This window comes from Nonomuraea pusilla, from assembly GCF_900109355.1.
GTDB classification, from domain to species: Bacteria; Actinomycetota; Actinomycetes; order Streptosporangiales; family Streptosporangiaceae; genus Nonomuraea; species Nonomuraea pusilla.
This window is the reverse complement of sequence record NZ_FOBF01000003.1, coordinates 616,701-640,664: the sequence shown is the minus strand read 5'-3', so window position 1 is coordinate 640,664 and position 23,964 is coordinate 616,701. Positions and strand designations below refer to the sequence as shown.

The following is a 23,964-nucleotide window of genomic DNA, read 5'->3' as shown; positions in this document are numbered from 1 at the left end:
CTGGGAGCGAGCGGTTCGAGAAACGCCTCAGTTTTCGGTTGGTTCGTTAATCGGGTTTCTCTCTCTGTTTTTCCTGCTCCTTTCTTTGTTCGCTTTTCCTTCTGGGCAAGGCGGGCTCGGCCGTGGATGATCCGCGAGGGGACCGGTTCAGAGGCAGCGGGAGGACGTGCATGGGGCGCGGGAGTTTCGGCGCGGGCGGATTCGCCAAGGCGGTGGCGGGCGTGGCTGTGGGCGGGATGGCCGCCAGCGTGCTGTACCAGGTGCGCGGGGCGAGGCGGGACCGGCGGCGGTTCGCGCCTCCCGGGCGGATGGTGGACATCGGCGGGCGGCGGATTCATCTGTGGACGGCGGGCACCGGTTCGCCGACCGTGGTGGTCGTGCCGGGGCTGGCCGAGTCGGGGCTGAACTGGGCCGGGCTGCTGCCGGAGCTGTCGGCCGAGTCGTCCGTCGTGCTGTACGACCGGGCCGGGCTCGGGTGGAGCGACCCGTCGCCGTGGTCGGGGTCGGCGTTGCGGGCGGCACGCGACCTGCGGCGGGCCCTGCGGAAGGCGGAGATCCCGCCGCCGTACGTGGTGGTGGGGCATTCGGCGGGCGGGCACGTCGCGCGGTTGTTCGCCGCGGAGCGGCCCGGCCAGGTGGCGGCGGTCGTGCTCGTCGATTCGAGCCATCCGGAGCAGTTCCGGCGGCTGGCCGGGTCGCGGGCGGAGCTGGTGCGCCTGACGTTGAGAGAGGTGTTGACGCCGCTCGGGCCGCGGCGCCTGGCGTTCGACGCGGGGTGGAGCGGCCGGGCCCGCGGCGCGGCCGAGGCCCGGTGCGTGCCGCCGGAGCTGGTCCCCGTGAGGATCGCGTTCGACCTGAGCCATCGGCAGCGCCGCGCGGGGCTGCGGGAGACGGCGGCCATGGTCACCGTCACGCCCGCGCAGGTGCGTCGCCGGTCGGCCGGCCTGGGCGCGATCCCGCTGACGGTGCTGTCGTCCAGCCGGGACGACCCGCTGTGCGCGGACCCGCGGGCGATCGCGGAGCGGCGGCGCTTCTACTCCGTCTGGTATCCGCTGCAGGAGGATCTGGCGCGGCTGTCCTCGGACGCGGTGCACGTCGTGGCCGAGGAGACGGGACACCACGTCCACCGGTACCGGCCGGACGTGGTGGTGGGGGTCGTCCTCGATCACGTCCGGCGGGCCCGCTCCGGCGGCGGGACGCGCTGAGGAGCCCCTCCACCGCTGCCCCGCGGGGCCGGCGTCAGCGGGAGGCGGGGGTCGGCTGGGGGGCGAAGAGGGCGTCGAGGGCGGTCTGCTGGGCCGGGTCGAAGGCGCGTCTGGGCAGGAAGCCGGCGAACTGCCGGTTGACGAAGAACAGCCAGAACTCCGGCGTGGCCACGACGTCGCTGAACAGCGACCACTTCACCGCCGAGGTGGACTGCTCGGTGCTCATGCTGTACCCGTCGCCGGTGACGTGCAGGGTGGTGGGCACACAGAGGTACCCGAGCTGCCTGCGGGCGGTGCGGCGGATCACGCCGGTCAGGACCGGCGGGAAGGCGACGGCCCCGGCGAGCAGGCCGGCGCCGAGGCCGACGGTGCCGAGCAGGAGGCAGGCGAGTCCGGACGCGGCCAGGACGGCGGGCAGCGCCACGCGGACGGCTCTGAGCTGCCGCCCCACGCCGTGCTGGAGCGCACGCCCCACTTCGTCAGGCGTGGGATGGTACGTAAGGGTGAAGTCCACGGTGTCGCCTCATGCCGCCTTCGTCGGGGTTCAGCGGCCCATCCTGGACGGGACCGCGCCACGAGGCAAGATCGGTCGCACCGGCCGGCCGGCTCGTGCCGACGCTCTAGCGCAGGTGGCGGTCGGCGAAGGACGACAGTTCGGCGAGCCGTTCCGCGGGGTCGGCGGAGACGGCGGTGACGACGATCCGCGTGACGCCCTGCGCGGCCATCGACTCGATCTCCTCGTCGGTCATCTGGGCGGAACCCCAGCGGGTGTACTCCAGCGCGTCCGGGTCGCGCCCCGCCCCGGCCGCGGTCGACCGGGCGAGCTCCAGTTGGTCGGCCCGTTCCCGCGCGGTGAGCGCGCCGCCCGGGAAGTAGCCGTCGCCGCGCAGCCCCGCCCGGCGCGCCGCCGCCGCGCTCGACCCGCCGACGTGCACCGGCAGGGTCGCCGCCCGGTACGGCTTGGGGAAGCTGCACGCGCGGTCCAGGGTGAAGAACTCGCCGTCGAAGCTGACGCCCTCCTCGTCCCCGGCCCAGAGCAGCCGCAGCACGTCGATCGCCTCGTCGGCGCGCCTGCCGCGGCTGCGGAAGTCCACGCCCAGCGCGTCGGCCTCCCCGGGCAGGGCGCCGAGCCCCACGGTCAGCAGCCGCATGCGGCCCTTGGACAGCACGTCCACGGTCGCGAGGCGCTTGGCCAGCACCACCGGGTGATGGTACGGCAGCAGCAGCACGGCCGTGCCGAGCAGGATGCGCCGCGTCGCCGCGGCGACGAAGGCCAGGAGGTCCAGCGGGTCGGCGTACGGCAGCGACGGCGGCAGCTCGAAGCGCCCGGCCCGCGCGCCGGGGTGGAGCACGACGTGCTCGGGCACGTACAGCGACTCGAAGCCGCATTCCTCGGCGTGCCGCGCGAACGCGACCAGCGCGTCGGGGTCGACGCCGTAGTAGGCGGTGTTGTAGCTGACTCCGAACCTCATGGTTCCCCCTCCTCGGCCCTGCGCACGGGGCACCCTAGAAGGTTGACGCCGGTGTCAGGGCAAATCCCCGCCCCTCCGGAGGGAGCGGGAGGGGCGGGGACGTACGAGGTCAGGCGGAGTGCTCCTGGGCGGCCCTGTTGAGCACCTCCAGGTCGAGGGCGCCCGCCTTGACCGCCTCGACGAACGCCGGCCAGTCGCGGCGCGGGACGTCCAGGACGATGTCCGGCCTGTCGGCGTGGACGAGTTCGACGTGGTCGTTGGTCCGCCTGGCCGTCACGCGGCCGGCGGCCACGGCGCCCGCGCTGGTCGCAGAGGTGGTCGTGGCCTCGGTGTTGATGACCTCGGTGCTCATCTGGCGCTTCCTCCTCGGGGGGACGGGGGGCGGCGGCCGTGCCGCTCGCGCCGGCACGGCCACTCGGGGCAAGCTTGCCCACGAACGCCCGTCCCGTCCATGAGCCCCGCCGCCTTCTCCGGTAGAGACATGCGAGCCGTGGAGGGAGGAACCTCCACCCTCGGGGGAAGTCCTGGCGTCAGGCGCGGGCGGCCTGGGCGGCGACGAGGGCCGCGTACGGTCCGGGCACGGCGATCAGCTCGTGGTGGGTGCCGCGCTGGACGATCCTGCCGCCGTGCACGACCAGGATGAGATCGGCGTCCCTGACCGTGCTGAGGCGGTGCGCGATGACGATCCTGGTCTGCGACAGCCCGCTCAGGTTCGTCTCGATGAGCGCCTCGGTGGCGCTGTCGAGGTTGCTGGTGGCCTCGTCCAGCAGCAGGATCTTGGGCCGGGACAGCACGGCGCGGGCCAGGGCCAGGCGCTGGCGCTGGCCGCCGGAGAGCCCGCCCCCGTCGGTCAGGACCGTCTCGTACCCCATCGGCATCGCCATGATCTCGTCGTGCAGGCCGGCCAGCCGCGCGGCCGCCGCCACCCGCTCCAGCGAGGCGCCGGGGTCGGTGAGCGCGATGTTCTCCCTGATGGAGCCGTTGAACAGGGACGGGTCCTGCGTGACCACGCCGAACTGGCGGCGCAGCGTGCGCAGGTTCAGCTCGCAGGCGGGCACGCCGTCGTAGCGGATCTCGCCCTCGACGGGGGTGTGCAGCGCGAGCAGCAGCCTGGCCAGCGTGCTCTTGCCCGACCCCGACGCGCCGACGAGGGCGACCTTCTGGCCGGGCAGGATGTCCACCGACACGTCACGGACGGTCCACGGCCCGCGCGGGTCGTGGCGGAAGCTGACGCCGCGCAGCTCGACCCTGCCGCGCAGGCGCAGCACCTCGATGCCGTTGCCGGGCTCCGGCTCGGAGGCGAGGATGTCGGACAGCCGGTCGAAGTGGGCGCCCGCCTGCTGGAGGCTCTGCAGGCCCGTCATCAGCGAGCCGAGCGGGGTCAGGGCGGCCAGCGCGATCGCGTTGAGCGCGACCAGCGCGCCGACCGTGAGCTCCCCGTCCAGCACCCGCCACGCGCCCAGCCACAGCAGCCCGAGCGGGGCGATCACGCGGATCGCCGACAGCGCCGACTCCAGCAGCCCCCGGGTGAGCCCGGTGCGCACGTCGGCGTTGAGCTGCTTGGTGAAGTGGGCCGACCACTGCTCCACCGCGCGCTTCTCCGCGCCCGACGCCTTCAGCGTCTCGATGCCGGTGATCGCCTGGATGAGGCTGCTCTGCGACGCCGACAGCGCCGTCAGCTCCTGCTGGGTGAGCGTGGCGATCCGGTTCGCGGTGACGGCCAGCAGCACCGTCTGCACCAGCGCCACGCCGCTCAGCGCCGCCCCGAACATCGGGTCGCGGGCGAACACGAGCACCAGGTAGCCGACCGCGAGCGGGCCGTCGAGCAGGGCGGCCACCACCTGGCCCGTCAGGATGTCGCCCAGCGTCGACACGCTCGCCGCCCTGGTCACCAGGTCGCCCTTGCCGCGCTGGGTGAAGTACCGGTACGGCAGCGCCACGAGATGGCCGACCAGCCCCTCGGTGAGCTCCTGGTCGGCGCGCGCCCGCACCGCCACCAGCAGCGCCGACCGCAGGTAGCCGACGAGGAACTGCGCCACGCCCGCCAGCAGGATCGAGCCGCCCAGCATCGGCAGCACGTCCGCCGCGCCCGACGGCACGATGGTGTCGATCAGCAGCTCGGAGAACAGCGGCAGGCCCAGCCCGAGCAGCTGCAGGAGCAGCGACGCCGCGACGACCTGCGCGAGCAGGCCGCGCCTGCGGCGGAACAGGGTGCGGACGAACTCCCGCCGCCACGCGCCCGCCACCGACGACGTGCCGCGTCTGAACCCCTCGCCCGGCTCGAAGACCAGCAGCACCCCGGTGAACCCGGCGCCGAACTCCTCCGCCGTCAGCCTGCGGCGGCCCTGGCCGGGATCGACCACGTCCACCCGGTCGGGGGACCAGCGCTCCACTACCACGAAGTGGTTGAACTCCCAGTGCGCCACCGCCGGGAGCGGCACGCGCGCGAGGTCCTCCGGGGCGAGCGAGAACGCCCTCGCCTTCAGCCCGTGCTCGCGGGCGCCGTCCACGATCGCCTTGGCGTTCAGGCCGTCCCTGCCGACCTGGAGCCGCTCGGACACCTGGTGCAGCGTGGTGCGCTGTCCGTGGTGGCACAGGACCATCGCCAGGCAGGCCGCGCCGCACTCGGTGACGCTGTTCTGCAGGACGACCGGGATGCGGCGCAGCATCAGAACGCTCCCAGGGCGAGCGCCGTCAGCAGCGCGCCGGCGGCCAGCACCGCCGCCACGGCCAGCCACAGCACGAGGAACGACGGGCTGCTGATCACCAGGGGCATCCGGGCCCCCGCCCGCGCCTGGATGTGCCTGCGCACCGCCTCCTCCCGGTACACGCCGCGCCGCCCGTTCGCACCGGCGGCCTGCCGGGGGCCGGGATGCGGCGTGCTCGGGTGGGGCGCCTGACGGGGCCGGCTGTGCCGGCCGTCGGCGGTCACGTCCAGTGCCATTCGACGGTGGCGGCCGCGCGGCGCTCCGCCAGCCACTGCGAGAACGCGGCGCGCCCGGCTGCGGCCAGCGTCCCGGCGTCGGCGGCGGCCGGCGTCCTCGCCAGCACGGCGCCGGTGAGGAAGAGGCCGTCGTCGCCGCGCACCGGGCCCACCACCCGGCCGGGCGGCGCCCCGCGCAGCGGCTCGGGCAGCTCCGCCTCCCACCGGGTCGCGACCGTCACCACCAGGTCGCCGAGCCCGTCGAGCGACCCGCCGGCGGGAGCCGCCGCGTCCACCTCCGGGCCTGCGGCTCCGGCGGGAGCCGCCGCGTCCGCCCCCGGGCCTGCGGTCCCCGTGGGAGCCGAGAGGAGCTCGGCGGGCGAGGTGGCCGTCACCGGCTCCGGCGCCGCGACCCAGACGGCCCTGACCCGGGCGAAGTCCTCCGGGCGCGCGGCCAGGCGGGCCGGCGCCAGCTCCGCCTCCTTCGCCCGCCGGAACCTGCGGCGCCGCGCGATCCCCGCGATGTAGGCGTCGAACCGGTCGCCCGACAGCCCCGCCGCCGCCATCCACGCCAGCGTCGAGGCGCGGTCGCGCAGGCCGCGCCCGCGGCGGAACTCGTCCGCCGTCGCCTGCAGCTCCTCCGCGGTCAGAGGCTCGGTGTCGTCCTCGGCCGCCGCCGCGATCAGGCACTGGTCCACGATCTCCTCGTACGGCGAGGCGTCGCGCCGCGACAGCGAACGCAGCATCGTCAGCGCCTGCGGCACCGACACGTGCACCCCGTCCACGCTGACCAGGTGCCCGGCGGCCCAGTGCGTCGAGTGGTCCACCAGCCACGGCACACCGTCCTCGGACGGCGCCGTCAGCGCCACCGTGCCGCCGTCCGGGTGGTCGAGCAGCAGGTCGTAGTCCACGACGGGGGTGCCGGGACGCTCGTCCACGACGAGCTGGGCGCGCAGCCAGGGACGGCGGGCGGCCCAGTCCGCCGCGGCCCGGCGCGCACCGGCGACGGCGGCGCGGCGGCGCGGCAGCGCGCGCAGCAGCTCGACCCCGGACTCCAGGGCCTCGGCGAAATCGGTCACGGGTTCACTCCGTCCGTGGGTGCTGGTCCTTCTGCCGGCGTCCCGATGAGCCAGGCGGCGATGGCGTCGCTGACCGGCAGCCCCGCCCACAGCTCGACGAAGCCCCAGGCGCCGTTGCTGTTCAGCTCCAGGAACACGTACTCGCCCGCGGGCGTGACGATGAAGTCGAGCGCGGCGTAGGTGAGGCCGACGTCGGCCACCAGGCGCGCGCAGCGGCGCGCCACGTCGGCGGGCAGCTCGTGCGGGCCGTACCTGACGCGGTCGTTGTCGTAGTGCCGCCAGTCGTCCCTGGCCGCGGTGGAGCCCGACGCGTCGATCTCGGCCGCGAACACCCGCTCGCCGACCACGATCACCCGCAGTTCGACCGCCTTGTCCACGTACGGCTGCAGGATGACGGGCTCGTGCCGCAGCCGGTGCCGCGAGGTGAGGTGTCGCCGCGTGACGACCGTCGTGTACGCGCGGTGCGGCGCGCCGTCGATCCGGAACCGTTCGGCCGCGATCTGCTTGGCCACCAGCCGGCCGGACGCGGCGGCGTAGGCGGCGGCGAGCTCGTCCGGGTCGTTGGTGTACGTCGTGTCCGGCACCGTGAACCCCAGGTCCACGGCCCGCGCCAGGTGGAGGACCTTGTTGTGGGCGCGCAGCTCGTCCGCCCGGGTGCCGGGCAGCCAGCGGGCGGGCAGCAGGCTGCCGACGCCGTCGAGCATGACCTCGGCCTGGAGCTCGGCGTGGGCGCGCTGGGTGGGGTCGGTGACGGCGGGATGGGCCTGCGGGCCGCTCGGCCGGCTGCGCCAGACGGCGGTGACCCGCGAAAGATCCACGGTCGGCCCCTCGCCGTCGGGCCGGTCGATGTGCAGCAGCAATCTGCGCCGGCCGCCCGCGAACGACGCGGTGATCCGGCTGCGTGCCGGGTACTCGCCGTTGTCCCACCACAGGACGGGCACGCCGCCGTCCGGCGGCTCCTCCCCGTGGGGGTCCAGAAGGTGGGCGCCGCGCCGGAGCAGCCCGCCCAGCACGCGTTCCGCCGCGCCGTCGCCGCGCTTGCTCATGATCAGAATCACAACCGGTCCGTCCCGCCCGTCTCCGCCTGTTCAAGCCGCGGGGTGGGACGCGACCTCGCGTCCCACCCCGCGGCGCCCGTCAGAGGGCAGGGCTCAGATGAGCCACCACTCGTAGGCGACGTCGTCGAGCGTCCAGGCGCTGGCCACCCACTCCTTCTGGCGGCTGCCGGCGACCTCGCCCAGCTCCGCGTCGGTCAGTTCCGCGCCCTCGAAGGGCAGGTCGTCGATCGTGATCTTCGACATGTGTTCCTCTCGTCCTCCGGCCCCGATCTGGGGGACGGCGGCCGGGGATCCGCCCCGGCCTGGCGAGAACAGTAAGGAGACGATCTTGAGGCTGGCTTGTGATCAACTTGTGCGGCGGCTTCAAGCCAGACACAAGTCACGTGAGGGGCCCTGGGGGAGAAGGGAAGGGCTGGGCGGAAATGTCGGTGCGGGGTGCGAGAGTGGGCGGGTGCTTCAGACCTCTCCCCTTCTTCCGTGCCACGTCCGGCGGCTCGCCGGAGGCGGCATCGAGCTGATGCCGATCGTCCTGCCCATGACGCTCACGCCCGCCCAGCGGCGCGAGCTGGCCGCGGTCCTGCTCGACGGTCTCGACGACGACCCGGACGAGCTCGACGACCCGGGCGACCGGCGCGCCGGCCTCGGCGTCCGTGACGGGGCCGCCGCCGGGGCGCCCCGGGTCCCGGTCCCCGGCGCCCGGCCCAGCCCCGAACTCTGCCCCGCCTGAAGCGCGATCACCGCGCGGCGTTCCTACCAGCGGTCGTGCACCTGCGGGCGGATCAGGGTGTCGTACACCTCCCGCACCGCTTCCGCCGTGGCCTCGGGGAGCGGGGGCAGGTTCGCGGCGGTGGCGTTCGCGGTGGCCTGGCCCGGGTTGCGGGCGCCCGGGATGACCACGGAGACGCCCGGCTGGTCGAGGATCCACCGCAGCGCGAACTGCGCCATGGTCGCCCCCTCCGGCACCAGCGGCGACAGGCGGCGCACCGCCTCCAGCCCGGTCGCGAAGTCCACGCCCGAGAACGTCTCTCCGACGTCGAACGCCTCGCCCCGCCGGTTGAAGGCCCGGTGGTCGTCCGGGGCGAACGTCGTGCGCTCGTCGTACCGGCCCGACAGCAGGCCGCTCGCGAGCGGCACCCGGGCGATGACGCCCACCCCGGCGGCCCGTGCGGCGGGCAGCACCCGCTCCAGCGGCTTCAGCCTGAACGCGTTGAGGATGATCTGCACCGTGGCGACGCCGGGCCGGGCGATCGCCGTCAGGGCCTCCTCGCAGGTCTCCACGCTCACGCCGTACGCCGCGATCCTCTCCTCGGCGACGAGCGTGTCGAGGGCGTCGTAGACGGCGTCCGACGAGTACACGGGCGTGGGCGGGCAGTGGAGCTGCACCAGGTCGAGGGTGTCGACGCCGAGGTTCCTGCGGGAGCGCTCGTTCCAGGCCCGGAAGTTGGCCATCACGTAGTTCTCCGGCACCTGCTCCAGGCGGCGGCCCATCTTGGTGGCGACCGTCAGGCCGGGGTGCTCCCTGGCGAAGCGGCCGACGATCTGCTCGCTGCGTCCGTCGCCGTACACGTCGGCGGTGTCGATGAACGTCACTCCCGACTCCACGGCGGCGCGCAGCGTCGCGAAGGCGTCGTCCTCGCTCACCGCGCCCCAGTCGGCGCCGAGCTGCCAGGCGCCGAGGCCCACCACCCCGACCTTCCGCCCGGTACGCCCCAGCACCCGCTCCTCCATGGCCGACCTCTCCTCCGTCGTCGTCGACGTACCAGTCTCCACGACGGGGTCCGGGGACGGGGCACCGGGCGCCTGCCCCTACGCTGGCCGCATGATTCGTCCCGCGACCATTGACGACGTGCCCGAGATCCACGCGATGATCCGGGAGCTGGCCGAGTACGAGAAGGCGCCGCACGAGGTGCGCGTCACCGAGGAGCAGTTGCGCGTGGCGCTGTTCTCCGACACGCCCGCGGCCTTCTCCCACATCGCCGAGCACGAGGGCGCGGTCGCCGGGTTCTCGCTGTGGTTCCTCACCTTCTCCACCTGGCGCGGCGTCCACGGCATCTACATGGAGGACCTGTTCGTACGCCCCGAGTACCGCGGTTCCGGGTACGGCGGCGCGCTCATGGCGGAGCTGGCCAGGATCTGCGACGAGCGCGGCTACCAGCGGCTGGAGTGGTCGGTGCTCGACTGGAACGCCCCCACGATCGGCTTCTACGACGCGCTGGGCGCGGAGCGGCAGGACGAGTGGGTGAAGTACCGGCTGACGGATGAGCCGCTGCGCCGTCTGGCCGTCCGCGCGACCGCCTCCTGACCCCGGCCTCCGCCGCTCAGGTGCGGTAGATGGTCAGGTGGTAGGCGTAGCGGTCGCCCCGGTAGAGCGACTCGGCCCGCTCCACGGGGCGGCCCCGGTCGTCGTAGGCGGTGCGCCGCACGAGGAACGCCGGTGAGAACGCCGCCACCTGCAGCGCCTCGGCGTCGTCCGGGCCGAGCACGGTGGCGTTGATGGTCTGTTCGGCGCGCCTCGGCACGATGTCGTACCTGCGGGCCAGCTCCTCGTACAGGGAGCCGTCGAGGTCGAGGCCGCCGGGCACGAGCGCGGCGGGCAGGTGGGTGCGTTCGAGGCACATGGGCTCGCCGTCGGCGGTGCGGACCCGCGTGAGGCGCAGCACCTCCTCCGACGGGCTGAGCCGCAGGGCGTAGCCGACGTCGGCGCCCGCGGGCACCAGCTCGCGCGTCACCGGCGACGAGCCGGGGCGCAGCCCCCTGGCCCGCATGTCCTCGGTGAACGAGGTCAGCTCGACCGACTTGGCGATGCGCGGCTCGCCGGCGAACGTGCCCGAGCCGCGTACCCGGTAGACGAGCCCTTCCTGCTCCAGCTCGTCGAGCACGCGGCGTACCGTGAGCCTGCTCAGCCCGAACTCCTCCGCCAGGCTTCGCTCGGGCGGCAGCCGGTCGTGCGGGGCGAGCCCGTCGCGGAGCAGGGCCAGCAGGTGTTCGCGCAGCCGCGCGGACTTCCCCGCCATCAGACCTCCCTCAAAACCGCGCCAGTCTACCCGTGAGGGGCACCCCCATTGGGCAAGACCACTTTCCTCATGCGCACGAACAGCGCCGAACGCGATGGGATGAATGGGCATGCCCGGACTGGGCGTGAAAGAGCCCTGGCGGCCCCGGGCGCGCGGGACGCGGTGGCGCCGTCCAGGAGAGGCGGCGCGGGCCTGCGGGGGGTGACGCTTGGCGGGGAGGCGGCGTCCGGCGGGGGTGAGGCCTGGCGGGGAGGCGGCGTCCGAGGGGGTGCGCGGGCCGCGCTGCTCGCGCGGCCCGCGTGATGTGCGTGTCACACGCCCGCGCGCGTCGTCGCCCGCTCGCGCGTGCCCTCGAACATCTCCATGCCTGGCTCCTCCGGCTCGGGGTGGGTCTCCTCCAGCTTGAGCGCCACGCCCATGCAGAAGAGCGTGGGCGCCCACTGGCCGACGAAGATCCCCCAGCGGTCGGCCCTGTCGATGCCTCTGGTCTCCAGGTTCCGCGACGCCACCCAGCTCGCGACGGAGAGGCCGATGGAGGCGATTCCGGCGATGTACATGTGGTTGGACTTGATGCCCATCTTGTGGAGCATTTTGATCATGATGTCCCCCTTTGCTGTGATTGCTGTTACCCACCGTGAGGAGGCATAACCTCTCGGTCGCGCCCCGCGTCCGGGCCCCGTGTTACGGCCGCGTTTCCCCGTGACGCATGTGCGGGCCCTGTTACACGGGTGAGCCACCTGTAACGAGCGCACAGCGGCTCTGCGTCGAAGTGCGTAACGCGCCCTTCCTACGGTGGCGCCATCGACGCCGAGCGAGGAGAGACCGATGGCGCGCTGGATCACCGAGTGGCACCCCGATGACCCGGCCTTCTGGGAGAGCTCGGGAAAGAGGGTGGCGCGACGCAACCTGATCTTCTCGATCCTGGCCGAGCACCTCGGCTTCACCGTGTGGACCCTGTGGAGCGTCGTGGCGGCCAAGATGGGCGCCTACGCGTTCTCCACGGACCAGCTCTTCTGGCTCGTCTCCCTGCCGAACCTCGTCGGCTCGGCGCTGCGCGTCCCCTACACGTTCGGCCCGGCGCGGTTCGGCGGACGCACCTTCACCACCGTCAGCGCGCTCCTGCTGCTGGTGCCCGCCGTGCTGCTCGGCGTGGCCGTGAGCGACCCGGAGACGCCGTACTGGCTGTTCCTGGTGATCGCGGCTACGGCGGGCGTGGGCGGCGGCAACTTCGCCTCCAGCATGGCGAACATCACGTACTTCTACCCCCGGCACCGGCAGGGCGTGGCGCTCGGGCTGAACGCGGCGGGCGGCAACATCGGGGTCAGCTCCGTGCAGCTCGTCATGCCGCTGGTGATCGGCTCGCTGGGCCTGGCGGCGGCGGGGTGGTTCTGGATCCCGTTCATCGTCGTGGCCGCCGGGTGCGCCTGGTTCTTCATGGACGACCTGGCGAGCGCGAAGGCCGCGCCGCGCGAGCAGCTCGCCGTCGCGGGACGCGCCCAGACCTGGATCATGTCGTTCCTGTACGTCGGCACCTTCGGCTCGTTCATCGGGTACTCGACCGCCTTCCCGCTGCTGGCGAGGAGCCTGTTCCCCGACTCGCCGTGGCCGGCGGTGGCGTTCGCGGGCCCGCTGCTCGGCTCGCTGGTCAGGCCCGTGGGCGGCCTGCTGGCGGACCGGCTGGGCGGCGCGCCGGTGACGCTGTGGAACTTCGCCGCCATGGGCGCAGGTGTGGTGCTCGTGTGGACGGCGAGCGGCTCCGGCTCGTTCTGGCTGTTCTTCCTCGCCTTCCAGCTGCTGTTCGTCACGGCCGGGGTGGGCAACGGCTCCACGTACCGGATGATCCCGGCGATCTTCCAGGCGAAGGCGGTGGCCGAGCGCGGCCGGAGCGAGGAGTCGCTGCTGTACGGCAAGCGTCAGGCGTCCGCCGCGATCGGCGTCATCTCGGCTGTCGGGGCGCTCGGCGGGTTCCTCATCAACCGGGCGTTCGGCATGTCGTTCGCCGCGACCGGCAGCCCCGCCGCCGCGTTCGCCGCGTTCGCCGCCTTCTACGCGGCCTGCCTGGCCCTGACCTGGTGGTGCTACACGCGCAGGGTGGGCGTGTCCAGGGTCGCCAGCCTCGCCCACGCCCGGGTGTGAGCCGTGACCGCGGGAAGGACGCACAAGACGGACAAGACGCACAAGACGCACTGTCCGTACTGCGCGCTGCAGTGCGGCATGGAGATCGGGACCGGGCGGGAGATCAGGATCACCCCGAGGACGGACGTCCCGGCCAACGCGTCCGGCGCGCTGTGCCAGAAGGGCTGGACGGCGGCCGAGCTGCTCACCAACGGCAGCCGCCTGACCACCCCGCTCCTGCACGGCGAGCCCGTGGCCTGGGAGGCGGCGCTCGACCACGTCGCCGCCAGGCTCTCCGAGATCCGCGCCGAGCACGGCCCCGACGCCGTGGCCGTGTTCGGCGGCGGCGGCCTCACCAACGAGAAGGCGTACACGCTGGGAAAGTTCGCCAGGGTCGCGCTGGGCACGAGCCAGATCGACTACAACGGCAGGTTCTGCATGTCGTCGGCCGCGGCCGCGTCGATCAGGGCGTTCGGCATGGACCGCGGCCTGCCGTTCCCGGTCACCGACCTGGCCGGGGCCGACGTGGTGCTGCTGGCCGGCGCGAACGTGGCCGAGACGATGCCGCCGTTCGTCCGCCACCTGGAGGGGCCGCGCGCGATCGTGGTCGACCCGCGCCGCACGCCGACGGCGAGGCGGGCCTGGCTGCACCTGCAGCCGGCGCCGGGCACGGACCTCGCGCTCGCGCTCGGGCTGCTCCACCTCGTGGTGGCCGAGGGCCTGGTGGACGAGGCGTACGTGGCCGGGCGCACGTCGGGCTTCGAGGAGGTGCGCACGTCGCTGGCGTCGTGGTGGCCGGAGCGGGTCGAACGGATCACCGGGGTGCCGGTGTACCGGATGCGGCAGGCGGTGCGGGCGCTGGCGGCGGCCGGCCGCGCGTACGTGCTGACCGGCAGGGGCGTCGAGCAGCACGCCAAGGGCACCGACACGGTGACGGCGTTCGTCAACCTGGCGCTCGCGCTGGGCCTGCCCGGCAGGCACGGCTCCGGGTACGGCTGCCTCACCGGGCAGGGCAACGGGCAGGGCGGCAGGGAGCACGGCCAGAAGGCGGACCAGCTTCCCGGCTACCGCAGGATCGACGACCCGGCGGCCCGCGCGCACGTCGCCGGCGTGTGGGGCGTCGCGCCGGAGAGCCTGCCCGGGCCGGGACGGTCGGCGTACGAGCTGCTGGACGCGCTCGGCACGCCGGGCGGCCCGCGCGCGCTGCTCGTGTTCGGCTCGAACCCCCTGGTGTCGGCGCCGGCCTCCGAACGGGTGGCCGGGCGGCTGGCCGGCCTGGACCTGCTGGTCGTCTGCGACGTGGTGCTGTCGGAGACGGCCGCCCGCGCCGACGTGGTGTTCCCGGTGACGCAGTGGGCCGAGGAGACCGGCACGATGACGAACCTGGAGGGCCGGGTGCTGCTGCGCCGCCGGGCGGTCGAGCCGCCGGACGGCGTCAGGAGCGACCTGGAGGTGATCGCGGAGCTGGCGGCGCGGCTCGGTCACCGCTTCCCCTCCCGGCCGCGCGAGGTGTTCGACGAGCTGCGCCGCGCGAGCGCGGGCGGCGCCGCCGACTACTCCGGCATCACCTACGAGCGCGTCGAGGCCGGGCCGGGCGTGTTCTGGCCCTGCCCGGAGCCGGGCCACCCGGGGACGCCGCGCCCGTTCCTCGACCGGTTCGCCACGCCGGACGGCCGCGCCAGGTTCGTCCCGGTCGGGCACCGCCCGCCCGCCGAGGAGCCCGACGAGGACTACCCGCTGCACCTGACGACCGGCCGGGTTCTCGCGCACTACCAGAGCGGCGCGCAGACCCGCAGGATCGCGCCGCTCGTGCGGGCCGCGCCCGAGCCGTTCGTCGAGCTGCACCCCGACCTGGCCGAGCGGCTCGGCATCCGGCCGGGCGACGTGGTGCGGGTCAGCAGCCGCAGGGGCGAGGACCGGGCCCCGGCCAGGATCAGCGACGCCGTCAGGCGCGACACCGTGTTCATGCCCTTCCACTGGGAGGGCGTCAACCGCCTCACCAACCCGGCGCTCGACCCGATGTCGAGGATGCCGGAGTTCAAGGTCTGCGCGGTGAGGGTGGAGAGGGACTCATGAGACTCGTCGTGGTGGGCAACGGGATGGCCGGCTCCCGCCTGGTGGCCGAGGTGCGCGAGCGCGACCCGGACGTGCGGATCACCGTGTTCGGGGCGGAGGCGTGCGCCCCGTACAACCGGGTGCTGCTGTCGAACGTGCTGGCGGGCACCTCCCGCCCCGAACAGGTGCGGCTGCTCGACCCCTCCTGGTACCGCGCGCACCGGGTCGAGGCGGTGCTCGGCAGCCCGGTCGTGTCGATCGACAGGGACGCCGGGCACGTGGTGACGGGCGACGGGCGGCGCGAGCCGTACGACGTGCTGGTGCTGGCCACCGGCAGCGAGCCGGTGGTGCCGCCGGTGCCCGGCGTGGAGCGGGCGATCCCGTTCCGCACGCTCGACGACTGCGAGCGCATCCTGCGGGCCGCCGAGGGCGCCCGCCGCGCGGTCGTGGTCGGCGGCGGGCTGCTCGGCGTCGAGGCGGCGCGCGGCCTGGCCGGGCGCGGCCTGCCGGTGACGCTGCTGCACCTGGCCGGGCACCTGATGGAGCGGCAGCTCGACGTCGAGGCGGGTCTCGTGCTGGGCGAGACGCTGGCGGGCCTGGGCGTGGAGATCCGCACCGGCGTGAGCGCCGAGGCGGTGCTGGAGGACGGCGTCAGGCTGACCGGCGGCGAACCGGCCGAGGCCGACCTGGTGGTGCTGGCCTGCGGCGTCCGCCCGCTCACCGGGCTGGCCGCCGAGGCGGGGCTGGAGGTGCGGCGCGGCGTCGTCGTGGACGACGAGCTGCGCACCGACGACCCGTCGATCTTCGCGATCGGCGAGTGCGCCGAGCACGACGGCACCGTGTACGGCCTGGTCGCGCCCGCCTGGGAGCAGGCGGCCGTCGCCGCGGACGTCATCACCGGCGGCAAGGCGCTCTACCGCGGCTCCCGGCTGGTCACCCGGCTGAAGGCCAGGAGCGTCGAACTCGCCGCGATGGGCGAGACGCAGCTCACCGAGGAGGACGCCGAGGTGGTGCGGTTCAGCCACCGGGCCCGCGGGACGTACCGCAAGCTCGTCATCCGCGACGGCCGGCTGGTCGGCGCGATCCTGCTGGGCGAGAGCGACGCGGTGGGCACGCTCACCCAGCTCTTCGACCGGGGCGGCCCGGTGCCGGGCGACCGGGCCGGGCTGCTGTTCCCCGGGCTGTCGGCGGCGCCGGTGGCCGGCAGCCCCGTCCTCATGCCGGACGCGGCCACGGTCTGCCGGTGCAACGACGTGACCAAGGGACAGATCCGGGCGTGCTGGGAGGCCGGCGCCCGCGACGTGGCCGGGGTGGCGGCCGCCACCAGGGCCACGACCGGGTGCGGCACCTGCAGGGACGCCGTGGAGGGCATCGTCGGCTGGCTGTGCGAGCAGGAAGGGATCACCGTATGAACAAGATCGTGGTCGTGGGGTACGGTCCGGCGGCGCACCGGTTCGTCGAGACGCTGGCGCGGAAGGGGTTCGCGGGCGCCGTCACGGTGATCGGGGAGGAGCCGCGCCCGGCGTACGACCGGGTGGCGCTCACCTCCTACCTGTCGGGCGCCTCGGCCGAGGACCTCACCTACCCGGTGCCCGGCGGCGTCGTCACCCGCCTGGGCACCCGCGTCACCGCCGTGGACCGGCGGGCCAGGCACGTCGTCACCGCCGACGGCGGCGTCGAGCCGTACGACGTGCTGGTGCTGGCCACCGGCTCGGCGCCGTTCGTGCCGCCCGTGCCGGGGGCGGGGCACGCGTTCGTCTACCGCACGATCGAGGATCTCGACGCGATCAGGGCGGCCGCGAAGGACGCCGCCGAGGGCGTCGTCGTCGGCGGCGGCCTGCTCGGCCTGGAGGCGGCCGACGCGCTGCGCGGGCTCGGGCTGCGCACCCACATCGTCGAGCTGAGCCCGTGGCTGATGCCGCGCCAGGTGGACGAGGGCGGCGGCGCGGTGCTGAGGTCCCACATCGAGGGGCTCGGGCTGAGCGTGCACGCGGGCGCCGGCGTCGAGGAGGTCGTCGCCGACGGCGGTGGACGGGTCACGGGCCTGCGCACGTCGGGCGGCACGCTGATCGAGGCGCAGGTCGTGGTGTTCTCCGCCGGGGTCAGGCCGCGCGACGAGCTGGCCAGGGCGTGCGGCCTGGAGGTGGGGGAGCGCGGCGGCGTCGTCGTCGACCCCGGCATGCGCACCTCAGACCCGCACGTCTACGCGATCGGCGAGTGCGCGCTCGCCGGAGGCACGGTGTACGGGCTCGTCGGGCCGTGCAACACGATGGCCGAGGTGGCCGCCGACCGGATCACGGGCGGCACGGCCGTCTTCGAGGGCGCGGACCTGTCGACGAAGCTGAAGCTGCTCGGCGTGGAGGTCGCCCAGTTCGGCGCGATGAGCGGGGCGCTCGACGTCACCTACATGGACCCGGTGGCGGGGGTCTACAAGAAGCTGTTCGTCAGCGACGACGCCGGCACGCTGCTCGGCGGCATCTGCGTGGGCGACGCGGGGCCGTACTCGACGCTGCGGCCGTACGTGGGCAAGCGGCTGCCGGCCTCCCCGTCCGACCTGCTGTTCAGCGGTTCGGGCGCGGCCCTCGACCTGCCCGACGACGCGCAGGTCTGCTCCTGCAACAACGTGGGCGCGGGCGAGATCCGCGCCGCCGTCGCCGACCGGGGGCTCCGGGACGTCGCGGCGGTCAAGGCGTGCACCGGGGCGGGCACGACCTGCGGCAGCTGCGTGCCCATGCTCAAGCAGCTCCTGGAGAAGTCGGGCGTCGAGGTGAGCAGGGCGCTGTGCGAGCACTTCACCCACTCCAGGGCGGAGCTGTTCGACATCGTCAGGGTGCGGGGCGTCACGACGTTCTCCGAGCTCATCGCCCGGCACGGGCAGGGACGCGGCTGCGACATCTGCAAGCCGGTCGTGGCCTCCATCCTCGCCTCCCTGCACAACGGGCACGTCCTGGAGGGGGAGCGGGCGGCGCTCCAGGACACCAACGACGCCTTCCTCGCCAACATCCAGAAGAACGGCACGTACTCGGTCGTCCCACGCATCCCGGGCGGCGAGATCACGCCGGACAAGCTCATCGTGATTGGGGAGGTGGCCCGCGACTTCGGGCTCTACACGAAGATCACCGGCGGGCAGCGGATCGACCTGTTCGGCGCCCGCGTCGAGCAGCTCCCGGAGATCTGGCGGCGGCTCGTGGACGCCGGGTTCGAGTCCGGCCACGCGTACGGCAAGGCGCTGCGCACCGTGAAGTCGTGCGTCGGCTCCACCTGGTGCCGCTACGGCGTGCAGGACTCCGTCGGCCTCGCCATCGCGCTGGAGCTGCGCTACCGGGGCCTGCGCTCGCCCCACAAGCTGAAGTCGGCCGTCTCCGGCTGCGCCCGCGAGTGCGCCGAGGCCAGGTCGAAGGACTTCGGCGTCATCGCCACCGAGCAGGGCTGGAACCTGTACGTCGGCGGCAACGGCGGCTTCCGGCCCCGCCACGCCGACCTGCTCGCCACCGACCTGACCACCGACGAGCTGATCAGGACCATCGACCGGTTCCTCATGTTCTACATCCGCACCGCCGACCGGCTCCAGCGCACCTCCGCCTGGCTGGAGTCGCTGGACGGCGGGCTCGGCCGCCTCCGCGAGGTGATCATGGAAGACTCCCTCGGCATCTGCGCCGACCTCGACGCCCAGATGGAGCACCACATCGCCACGTACGCCGACGAGTGGCGCGCGACGCTCGACGACCCCGACAAGCTCGCCAGGTTCGTGAGCTTCGTCAACGCGCCCGGCGTGCCCGACCCGTCGATCGTCTTCTCCGCCGAGCGCGGCCAGATCAGGCCGGTGATGGCGCGATGAGCTGGGTGCCCGTCTGCGACTACCACGCCATCCCGCCGGAGCGCGGCGTGTGCGCCCTGGTGGACGGTGTCCAGGTGGCGATCTTCCGCACGTACGACGGCGGGGTGCACGCCCTGGACAACCTCGACCCGTTCAGCGGCGCGTACGTGCTGTCGCGCGGCATCGTCGGCACCAGGAAGGGCGAGCCGACCGTCGCCTCCCCGCTGCACAAGCAGGTCTTCTCGCTCGTGTCGGGCGTCTGCCTCGACCAGGACGACGTCACCGTGGCCGTCTACCGGGCGCGGGTGGCGGGCGGCCGGGTGGAGGTGAGCGTTTAGCCGGGGGTCGCCAGGGCATTCACCCCGGAAACTCGCGGGACGAGGGGAGGTGAGTGTGGCGCCTGCGTTCGACGAGTCGGCCGACGGGCGCGCCATCGCCGACATCTACGACGTCACCGTCCAGGACCTCCCCACCGGGCCCGCCGTCGACCGGCTCCACGAGCTGGCCGGTGACGGGCCGGTGCTGGAGTTCGGCATCGGCACGGGCCGGCTGGCGCTGCCGCTCGCGGCGCGCGGCCTGCGCGTGGCCGGCATCGACGGCTCGGCCGAGATGGTCGAGGTGTTGCGCGCCAAGCCGGGCGGCGACCGCGTCCACGTCGCCGTCGGCGACTTCGCCACGACCCGGGTCGAGGGCGAGTACGCGCTGGTGGCGCTCACGCTCAACACCGTGTTCGCGCTGCCGTCGCAGGAGGCGCAGGTGCGGTGCTTCCGCAACGCGGCGGCGCACCTGCGGCCCGGCGGCAGGTTCGTGGTCGAGGCGTGGGTGCCCGACCCCGGCGCGTTCAGGGACGGCGCGGCGCTGCGGCTGCTCTCGCTGGGCGAGGACGCCGTCGTCGCCGAGGCGGCCAGGCTGTTCCCCGCCGAGCAGCTGATGCGCACGACCAAGGTCAGGCTCACCCGGGACGGCGTGCGGCTGCTCCCGGCGAACCACCGCTACGCCTGGCCGTCGGAGCTCGACCTCATGGCGAGGCTGGCTGGCATGGAGCGCGAGCACCGCTGGTCCGACTGGCTCGGCACGCCGTTCACCGACGACAGCCGCGAGCACGTCACCGTCTACCGCAGGAGCGACTGATGCGACTGCCGCCCCCGCGCGGACCCGTCACCGAGGAGCTGTTCGCCCGCCTGGCGGGGCCGCCGGGGACCGCGCTGCCCGAGCCGCCCGCCGGCGCGGCGTCCCCGCTGGACGACGACGACCTCCAGCTCGCCCTGTTCGCCTGCTACGAGCTGCACTACCAGGGCTTCGACGGCGTGGACGACCTCTGGGAGTGGGACCCGGCGCTGCTGCGCCACCGGGCGGAGCTGGAGCGGCGCTTCGAGTCCGCGCTGGCCGAGATGGTGCCCCGGCCGCTGCCGGTGCCGCCCTCGCACGTCCGCAGGGCGCTGACCGCGCTCGTCGCCGCCGACGACGCGGCCGGCGGGCCGTCCCTGTCGCTGTTCCTCCAGCGCGAGGCCGGGCCGGAGGTCTTCCGCGAGTTCGTCGTGCACCGCTCCGTCTACCACCTGAAGGAGGCCGACCCGCACACCTGGGGCATCCCGCGCCTGCGCGGCCGCGCCAAGGCGGCGCTGGTGGAGATCCAGGCCGACGAGTACGGCGGAGGCAGGCGCGAGCGGATGCACAGCGAGCTGTTCCGCGCCACCATGCGCGCCGTCGGCCTGGACGACTCCTACGGCGCGTACGTGCCGAACGTCCCCGGGGTCACGCTGGCCGTCTCGAACGTCATGTCGCTGTTCGGGCTGCACAGGCGGCTGCGCGGCGCCCTGCTCGGCCACCTGGCCGCGCTGGAGATGACCTCGTCGCTGCCGAACCGCCGGTACGCGGCGGGCCTGCGCAGGCTCGGCGGCGACGCGACGGCGGTCCGCTTCTACGAGGAGCACGTCCAGGCCGACGCGGTGCACGAGCAGATCGCCGCCTCCGACCTGTGCGGCGGGTTCGCCGCCGCCCACCCGGAGCTGACCGGCGACGTCCTGTACGGCGCGGCCTGCGCGCTCGCCCTCGAACGCCGCTGGGCCGGGCACGTCATGGCGTACTGGGAGCGGGGCGGCACGTCGCTGCTCGGCGAGCCGGTGGCGGCCTGAGCGGCGGGAGCGGCCGGACATGGACCCTGGCCTGGACCCCGAACCGGACCCCGAACCGGACCCCGAACCGGACCTCGATCCGGACCTCGATCCGGACCTCGATCCGGACCTCGATCTGGACTACGTGCTGCCGCTGCGCTGGGACGACGACGCCGGGCTGGACGAGCTGACCGCGTACCTGCGGGAGCTGTCGCGGCACGCCCGCGTGACCGTCGTGGACGGCAGCCCCGGCCCGCTGTTCGAACGGCACGCCGCCCGGTGGACGGGGCTGGTGCGGCACGTACGTCCCGACCCGGAGCCGCGGTTCGCCAACGGCAAGGTCGGCGGGGTGACGACCGGGCTACGGCTGGCCGAGGGCGAGCGCGTCGTCATCGCCGACGACGACGTGCGCCACGACCGGCACTCGCTGGCCGCCGTGCACGACCTGCTGGGCGCGTACGAGCTGGTCAGGCCGCAGAACTACTTCCACCCGCTGCCGTGGCACGCCCGCTGGGACACCGCGCGCACCCTGCTCAACCGCGCCTTCGGCGCCGACTACCCGGGGACGTTCGGGGTGCGCAGGTCGTTCTTCAGCGCGATGGGCGGCTACGACGGCGACGTCCTGTTCGAGAACCTGGAGCTGATCCGCACCGTCCGCGCGCACGGCGGCAGGGAGGCGCGCCCGCCCGGCCTGTACGTGCGCCGCCTGCCGTGCGACGCGCGGCGCTTCTGGTCGCAGCGGGTCAGGCAGGCCTACGACGACCTGGCGCAGCCCGCCAGGTTGGCGGTGTTCCTCCCGGTGCTGCCCGCGCTCCTCCTGACGCGCGGCACCGGCCCCGGGGCGCGGCGCGCGCTCGTGGGGGCCGCGCTGCTCGTGTGCCTCGCGGAACGCGGACGCCGCCGCGCGGGGGGACGGCGGGTGTTCCCGTTCTCCGCCTCGCTCCTCGCGCCCGTCTGGGTGCTCGAAAGGGCCGTGTGCGGCTGGCTCGCGCTCGGCGCGGCGCTCACCGGCGGCGTGCCGTACGCGGGGGGCAGGATCAGGCGGGCCGCCCACTCGGTGCGCGCGCTACGCCGGCGGGCCGGGACGGCTCGGCGCGCGGAAACCCGCGAGCTTGTGCGAGCCGTCGCAGAACGGCTTGGCCGAGGAGCGGCCGCAGCGGCACAGCGCGACGGTCGCGCGGCCCGGGTCGACGCGCTCGCCGTCCTGGGTCAGGATCTCGAAGTCGCCCCTGACGAGCAGCGGGCCGTCCTCGCACGGGATCACGGTGACAGGGTCTCGCATCCCGGTCACCTGCCCCGGGGTTAGCCGCTCTCACCTACCGGCGGGTGGGTAGACGTGGGCGCCGGGGTGGCCGGCGGGAAGGACGCAGCGGCGTCCGGACTCGACGCTCTCGCAACGCTCCGCGTCCTCACGTTGGGGGAGTGGCTCGGTATCGGTTCGCGGCACCTGCCGGACGGTAGCGGTGGGGTGGCCCCCGCTGGTCTCGGTACGGCAACGATCGAACCTCTGAACGATCACACCAAACTCCGTGAACCGTTACCGTGAGTAATACCGGCACCAGGTAAAGGCGTCGTGCGAAGTGCATAAACCGCGCATTCGCTCGCGATCCGCGCGGGAAGTAAGCGGCCATGAGCACGATTTCACAGCGCAAGGCGCTCCTGCTGGCCGCGGTCATCCCCGCGTTCCTCGTCGCGGGCTGCGGCGCGAGCGGCAACCCGCAGGCCATGAAGGGCGCGGAGAGCCAGCCCACCGAGTCGATGATGCCGACCGAGTCGGGCACGGAGTCGATGTCCCCGACCGAGAGCGGCTCCGCGACGATGTCGCCGTCCCCCACCGGGACCGTGAAGGGCGGCAAGGTCGGCGCGGCCGTCATGGCCTACTTCGACGCCCTCAAGTCGGGCAACGTGGACGAGATCATGAAGCTGTTCCTCGACACCGCCGTCGTCGAGCTCGACGGCGTGCCCACCGCGGAGGGCTCCTCCGCCATCCGCAAGGTCATCCAGCAGCAGGTTCAGGGCGGCCAGAACGCCCAGGCCACGCACACCATCGACGAGGTGCACACGGTCGGCGGCGAGGACGCGTTCGTCCGCACCACCAGCACCATGCAAGGTGGCCAGGTCATGCGCGCGTTCTTCATCCTCACCAAGCAGGACAACGGCAAGTGGAAGATCGCCCGTCTCATGAGCAACAAGGGCTGACCGGGTGACCGGCCGCGCGGTCGGTGCGGCGGCGCGCACCGACGGCACGGCGCCCGATCCTTCTTCCCCCCGGTTCCGCCCCTCCCCGCGCGCCCGCCCGCACGCCCGGTGACATCCCCGGCCCCCGTCGTCACGCCATCGACCGCTCCTGCCGGTCGAGGATGGCCATCGACACGGCCACCGCCCGCGCCTGGTCGGCGTCCTCGATGGCGCGCAGCAGCTCCTCGTGCGAGGAGTCGGGCTCCAGCGCCGCCTCCTCCAGGCTGCGCACGCTGTCGCGCAGCGCCTCGCCCATGCCCCGGTAGAGGTCGGCGAGCAGATCGTTGTGGGCGGCGTCCGCCACGCGCAGGTGGAAGTCGACGTCCGCGTCGGCGAACCCGTCGAGGTCGCCCGCCCGCGCCGCCTCCTCCCTGCGGGCCAGCGCCGCGCGCATCCCCGCCACGTCCTCGCCGGTGCGCCGGGCCGCCGCCAGCCGCGCCGCCACCAGGTCGAGGCCGCGCCGCACGTCGATGATCTCCATGGCGGCCGCCGTGTCGAGCCGTCTGCGCAGCGCCACCCGCGACTCGTCGGTGGCGGTCACGTACGTCCCGTCGCCCTGCCGGGTGGTGAGCAGCCCCGCGTGGACCAGCACCCGCACCGCCTCCCGCACCGACAGCCGGCTCATGCCGAGGCTCTCGGCCAGGCGGCTCTCCGACGGGATCTTCGTCCCGACCGGCCACGCCCCGCCGGCGATCTCCCTGCGGAGCTCCTCGATCGCGGCGTCCACCAGCGAGGTCCGCGCGACGTTCCGCATGTTCCCTCTTCTCCCTGCCGGGCAGGCCGCAGCCCGCCCGCACCGACTGTGACACCCGCCCTCCGCGCCCTGGGGAAGGGCCGGACCGGCCGGGGTCCTGACAACCCGCCGCGACACACG

Annotated in this window: 24 protein-coding genes; 11 read left to right on the top strand and 13 right to left on the bottom strand. The window is 74.0% G+C overall.

Annotated features, from left to right (window positions below):
• The first annotated feature begins 170 nt into the window (after nt 1-170).
• The gene (locus BMX74_RS08920; RefSeq protein ID WP_091099473.1) at nt 171-1,205 is read left to right on the top strand and encodes an alpha/beta hydrolase; all 1,035 of its coding nucleotides are present in this window, start codon (nt 171-173) and stop codon (nt 1,203-1,205) included.
• A 34-nt stretch (nt 1,206-1,239) separates the two neighbouring features.
• Here the strand turns inward: BMX74_RS08920 and BMX74_RS08915 are convergent, their stop codons facing one another.
• From BMX74_RS08915 to BMX74_RS08885, 8 genes are all read right to left on the bottom strand, one after another.
• Nucleotides 1,240-1,719, bottom strand: coding sequence for a YcxB family protein (locus BMX74_RS08915; protein ID WP_091099470.1), 480 nt, complete (start codon nt 1,717-1,719; stop codon nt 1,240-1,242).
• Between the two features lie 106 nt (nt 1,720-1,825).
• Entirely contained in the window at nt 1,826-2,677 is an 852-nt protein-coding gene (locus BMX74_RS08910; protein ID WP_055506082.1) for a TIGR03619 family F420-dependent LLM class oxidoreductase, read from the bottom strand.
• 109 nt (nt 2,678-2,786) lie between these two features.
• Nucleotides 2,787-3,029, bottom strand: a complete 243-nt coding sequence (locus BMX74_RS08905; RefSeq protein ID WP_055506081.1) for a hypothetical protein — start codon at nt 3,027-3,029, stop codon at nt 2,787-2,789.
• 178 nt (nt 3,030-3,207) lie between these two features.
• Nucleotides 3,208-5,346, bottom strand: a complete 2,139-nt coding sequence (locus tag BMX74_RS08900; RefSeq protein ID WP_091099468.1) for a peptidase domain-containing ABC transporter — start codon at nt 5,344-5,346, stop codon at nt 3,208-3,210.
• The gene (locus BMX74_RS08895; RefSeq protein ID WP_055506079.1) at nt 5,346-5,621 is read right to left on the bottom strand and encodes a hypothetical protein; all 276 of its coding nucleotides are present in this window, start codon (nt 5,619-5,621) and stop codon (nt 5,346-5,348) included. Before BMX74_RS08895 ends, BMX74_RS08900 begins: the two co-directional genes overlap by 1 nt.
• Entirely contained in the window at nt 5,606-6,679 is a 1,074-nt protein-coding gene (locus BMX74_RS43945; RefSeq protein WP_177227287.1) for a TIGR04500 family putative peptide maturation system protein, read from the bottom strand. The genes BMX74_RS08895 and BMX74_RS43945 overlap by 16 nt, the downstream gene beginning before the upstream one ends.
• Complete coding sequence (locus BMX74_RS43940) at nt 6,676-7,725, bottom strand: MvdC/MvdD family ATP grasp protein (RefSeq protein ID WP_177227286.1); 1,050 nt, start codon at nt 7,723-7,725, stop codon at nt 6,676-6,678. The genes BMX74_RS43945 and BMX74_RS43940 overlap by 4 nt, the downstream gene beginning before the upstream one ends.
• A 105-nt stretch (nt 7,726-7,830) precedes the next feature.
• The gene (locus tag BMX74_RS08885) at nt 7,831-7,980 is read right to left on the bottom strand and encodes a putative ATP-grasp target RiPP (protein WP_082535319.1); all 150 of its coding nucleotides are present in this window, start codon (nt 7,978-7,980) and stop codon (nt 7,831-7,833) included.
• A 208-nt stretch (nt 7,981-8,188) separates the two neighbouring features.
• On the opposite strand from BMX74_RS08885, the gene BMX74_RS08880 reads away from it, so the two are divergent.
• Complete coding sequence (locus BMX74_RS08880; protein WP_091099465.1) at nt 8,189-8,464, top strand: hypothetical protein; 276 nt, start codon at nt 8,189-8,191, stop codon at nt 8,462-8,464.
• Between the two features lie 23 nt (nt 8,465-8,487).
• On the opposite strand, the gene BMX74_RS08875 is transcribed toward BMX74_RS08880, so the two are convergent.
• The gene (locus tag BMX74_RS08875) at nt 8,488-9,465 is read right to left on the bottom strand and encodes an aldo/keto reductase (protein WP_091099462.1); all 978 of its coding nucleotides are present in this window, start codon (nt 9,463-9,465) and stop codon (nt 8,488-8,490) included.
• A gap of 91 nt (nt 9,466-9,556) precedes the next feature.
• Here BMX74_RS08875 and BMX74_RS08870 point away from each other — a divergent pair, with 91 nt between their 5' ends.
• Nucleotides 9,557-10,039 (top strand): GNAT family N-acetyltransferase, encoded by a 483-nt coding sequence (locus tag BMX74_RS08870; RefSeq protein WP_055506074.1) that lies wholly within the window; start codon nt 9,557-9,559, stop codon nt 10,037-10,039.
• Between the two features lie 16 nt (nt 10,040-10,055).
• Here the strand turns inward: BMX74_RS08870 and BMX74_RS08865 are convergent, their stop codons facing one another.
• Nucleotides 10,056-10,751 carry a GntR family transcriptional regulator gene (locus BMX74_RS08865; protein ID WP_055506073.1) on the bottom strand — a complete coding sequence of 232 codons (696 nt, stop codon included), beginning with the start codon at nt 10,749-10,751 and terminating at the stop codon, nt 10,056-10,058.
• Nucleotides 10,752-11,062: 311 nt separating this feature from the next.
• A complete protein-coding gene (locus tag BMX74_RS08860) occupies nt 11,063-11,350 on the bottom strand; it encodes a hypothetical protein (protein ID WP_055506072.1) in 288 nt (95 codons plus the stop codon).
• 226 nt (nt 11,351-11,576) lie between these two features.
• On the opposite strand from BMX74_RS08860, the gene BMX74_RS08855 reads away from it, so the two are divergent.
• From BMX74_RS08855 to BMX74_RS08825, 7 genes are all read left to right on the top strand, one after another.
• Nucleotides 11,577-12,887, top strand: coding sequence for an MFS transporter (locus BMX74_RS08855; RefSeq protein WP_091099456.1), 1,311 nt, complete (start codon nt 11,577-11,579; stop codon nt 12,885-12,887).
• Between the two features lie 78 nt (nt 12,888-12,965).
• Nucleotides 12,966-14,942, top strand: a complete 1,977-nt coding sequence (locus BMX74_RS08850; protein WP_091099593.1) for a molybdopterin oxidoreductase family protein — start codon at nt 12,966-12,968, stop codon at nt 14,940-14,942.
• Nucleotides 14,939-16,333 (top strand): FAD-dependent oxidoreductase, encoded by a 1,395-nt coding sequence (locus BMX74_RS08845; RefSeq protein WP_091099455.1) that lies wholly within the window; start codon nt 14,939-14,941, stop codon nt 16,331-16,333. Before BMX74_RS08850 ends, BMX74_RS08845 begins: the two co-directional genes overlap by 4 nt.
• Complete coding sequence (nirB, locus tag BMX74_RS08840) at nt 16,330-18,759, top strand: nitrite reductase large subunit NirB (RefSeq protein WP_055506069.1); 2,430 nt, start codon at nt 16,330-16,332, stop codon at nt 18,757-18,759. The genes BMX74_RS08845 and nirB overlap by 4 nt, the downstream gene beginning before the upstream one ends.
• Nucleotides 18,756-19,076 carry a nitrite reductase small subunit NirD gene (gene nirD, locus BMX74_RS08835; RefSeq protein ID WP_055506068.1) on the top strand — a complete coding sequence of 107 codons (321 nt, stop codon included), beginning with the start codon at nt 18,756-18,758 and terminating at the stop codon, nt 19,074-19,076. Before nirB ends, nirD begins: the two co-directional genes overlap by 4 nt.
• Nucleotides 19,077-19,125: 49 nt before the next feature.
• Complete coding sequence (locus BMX74_RS08830; protein ID WP_256256835.1) at nt 19,126-19,869, top strand: class I SAM-dependent DNA methyltransferase; 744 nt, start codon at nt 19,126-19,128, stop codon at nt 19,867-19,869.
• Nucleotides 19,869-20,873 carry an iron-containing redox enzyme family protein gene (locus BMX74_RS08825; protein WP_091099450.1) on the top strand — a complete coding sequence of 335 codons (1,005 nt, stop codon included), beginning with the start codon at nt 19,869-19,871 and terminating at the stop codon, nt 20,871-20,873. The genes BMX74_RS08830 and BMX74_RS08825 overlap by 1 nt, the downstream gene beginning before the upstream one ends.
• 1,045 nt (nt 20,874-21,918) lie before the next feature.
• Here BMX74_RS08825 and BMX74_RS08810 read toward each other — a convergent pair.
• The gene (locus BMX74_RS08810; RefSeq protein WP_082535369.1) at nt 21,919-22,134 is read right to left on the bottom strand and encodes a CDGSH iron-sulfur domain-containing protein; all 216 of its coding nucleotides are present in this window, start codon (nt 22,132-22,134) and stop codon (nt 21,919-21,921) included.
• Between the two features lie 347 nt (nt 22,135-22,481).
• Here BMX74_RS08810 and BMX74_RS08805 point away from each other — a divergent pair, with 347 nt between their 5' ends.
• Nucleotides 22,482-23,051 carry a YybH family protein gene (locus BMX74_RS08805; protein ID WP_055506065.1) on the top strand — a complete coding sequence of 190 codons (570 nt, stop codon included), beginning with the start codon at nt 22,482-22,484 and terminating at the stop codon, nt 23,049-23,051.
• Between the two features lie 130 nt (nt 23,052-23,181).
• On the opposite strand, the gene BMX74_RS08800 is transcribed toward BMX74_RS08805, so the two are convergent.
• Nucleotides 23,182-23,844 (bottom strand): FadR/GntR family transcriptional regulator, encoded by a 663-nt coding sequence (locus BMX74_RS08800; RefSeq protein WP_055506064.1) that lies wholly within the window; start codon nt 23,842-23,844, stop codon nt 23,182-23,184.
• Between the last annotated feature and the right edge of the window lie 120 nt (nt 23,845-23,964).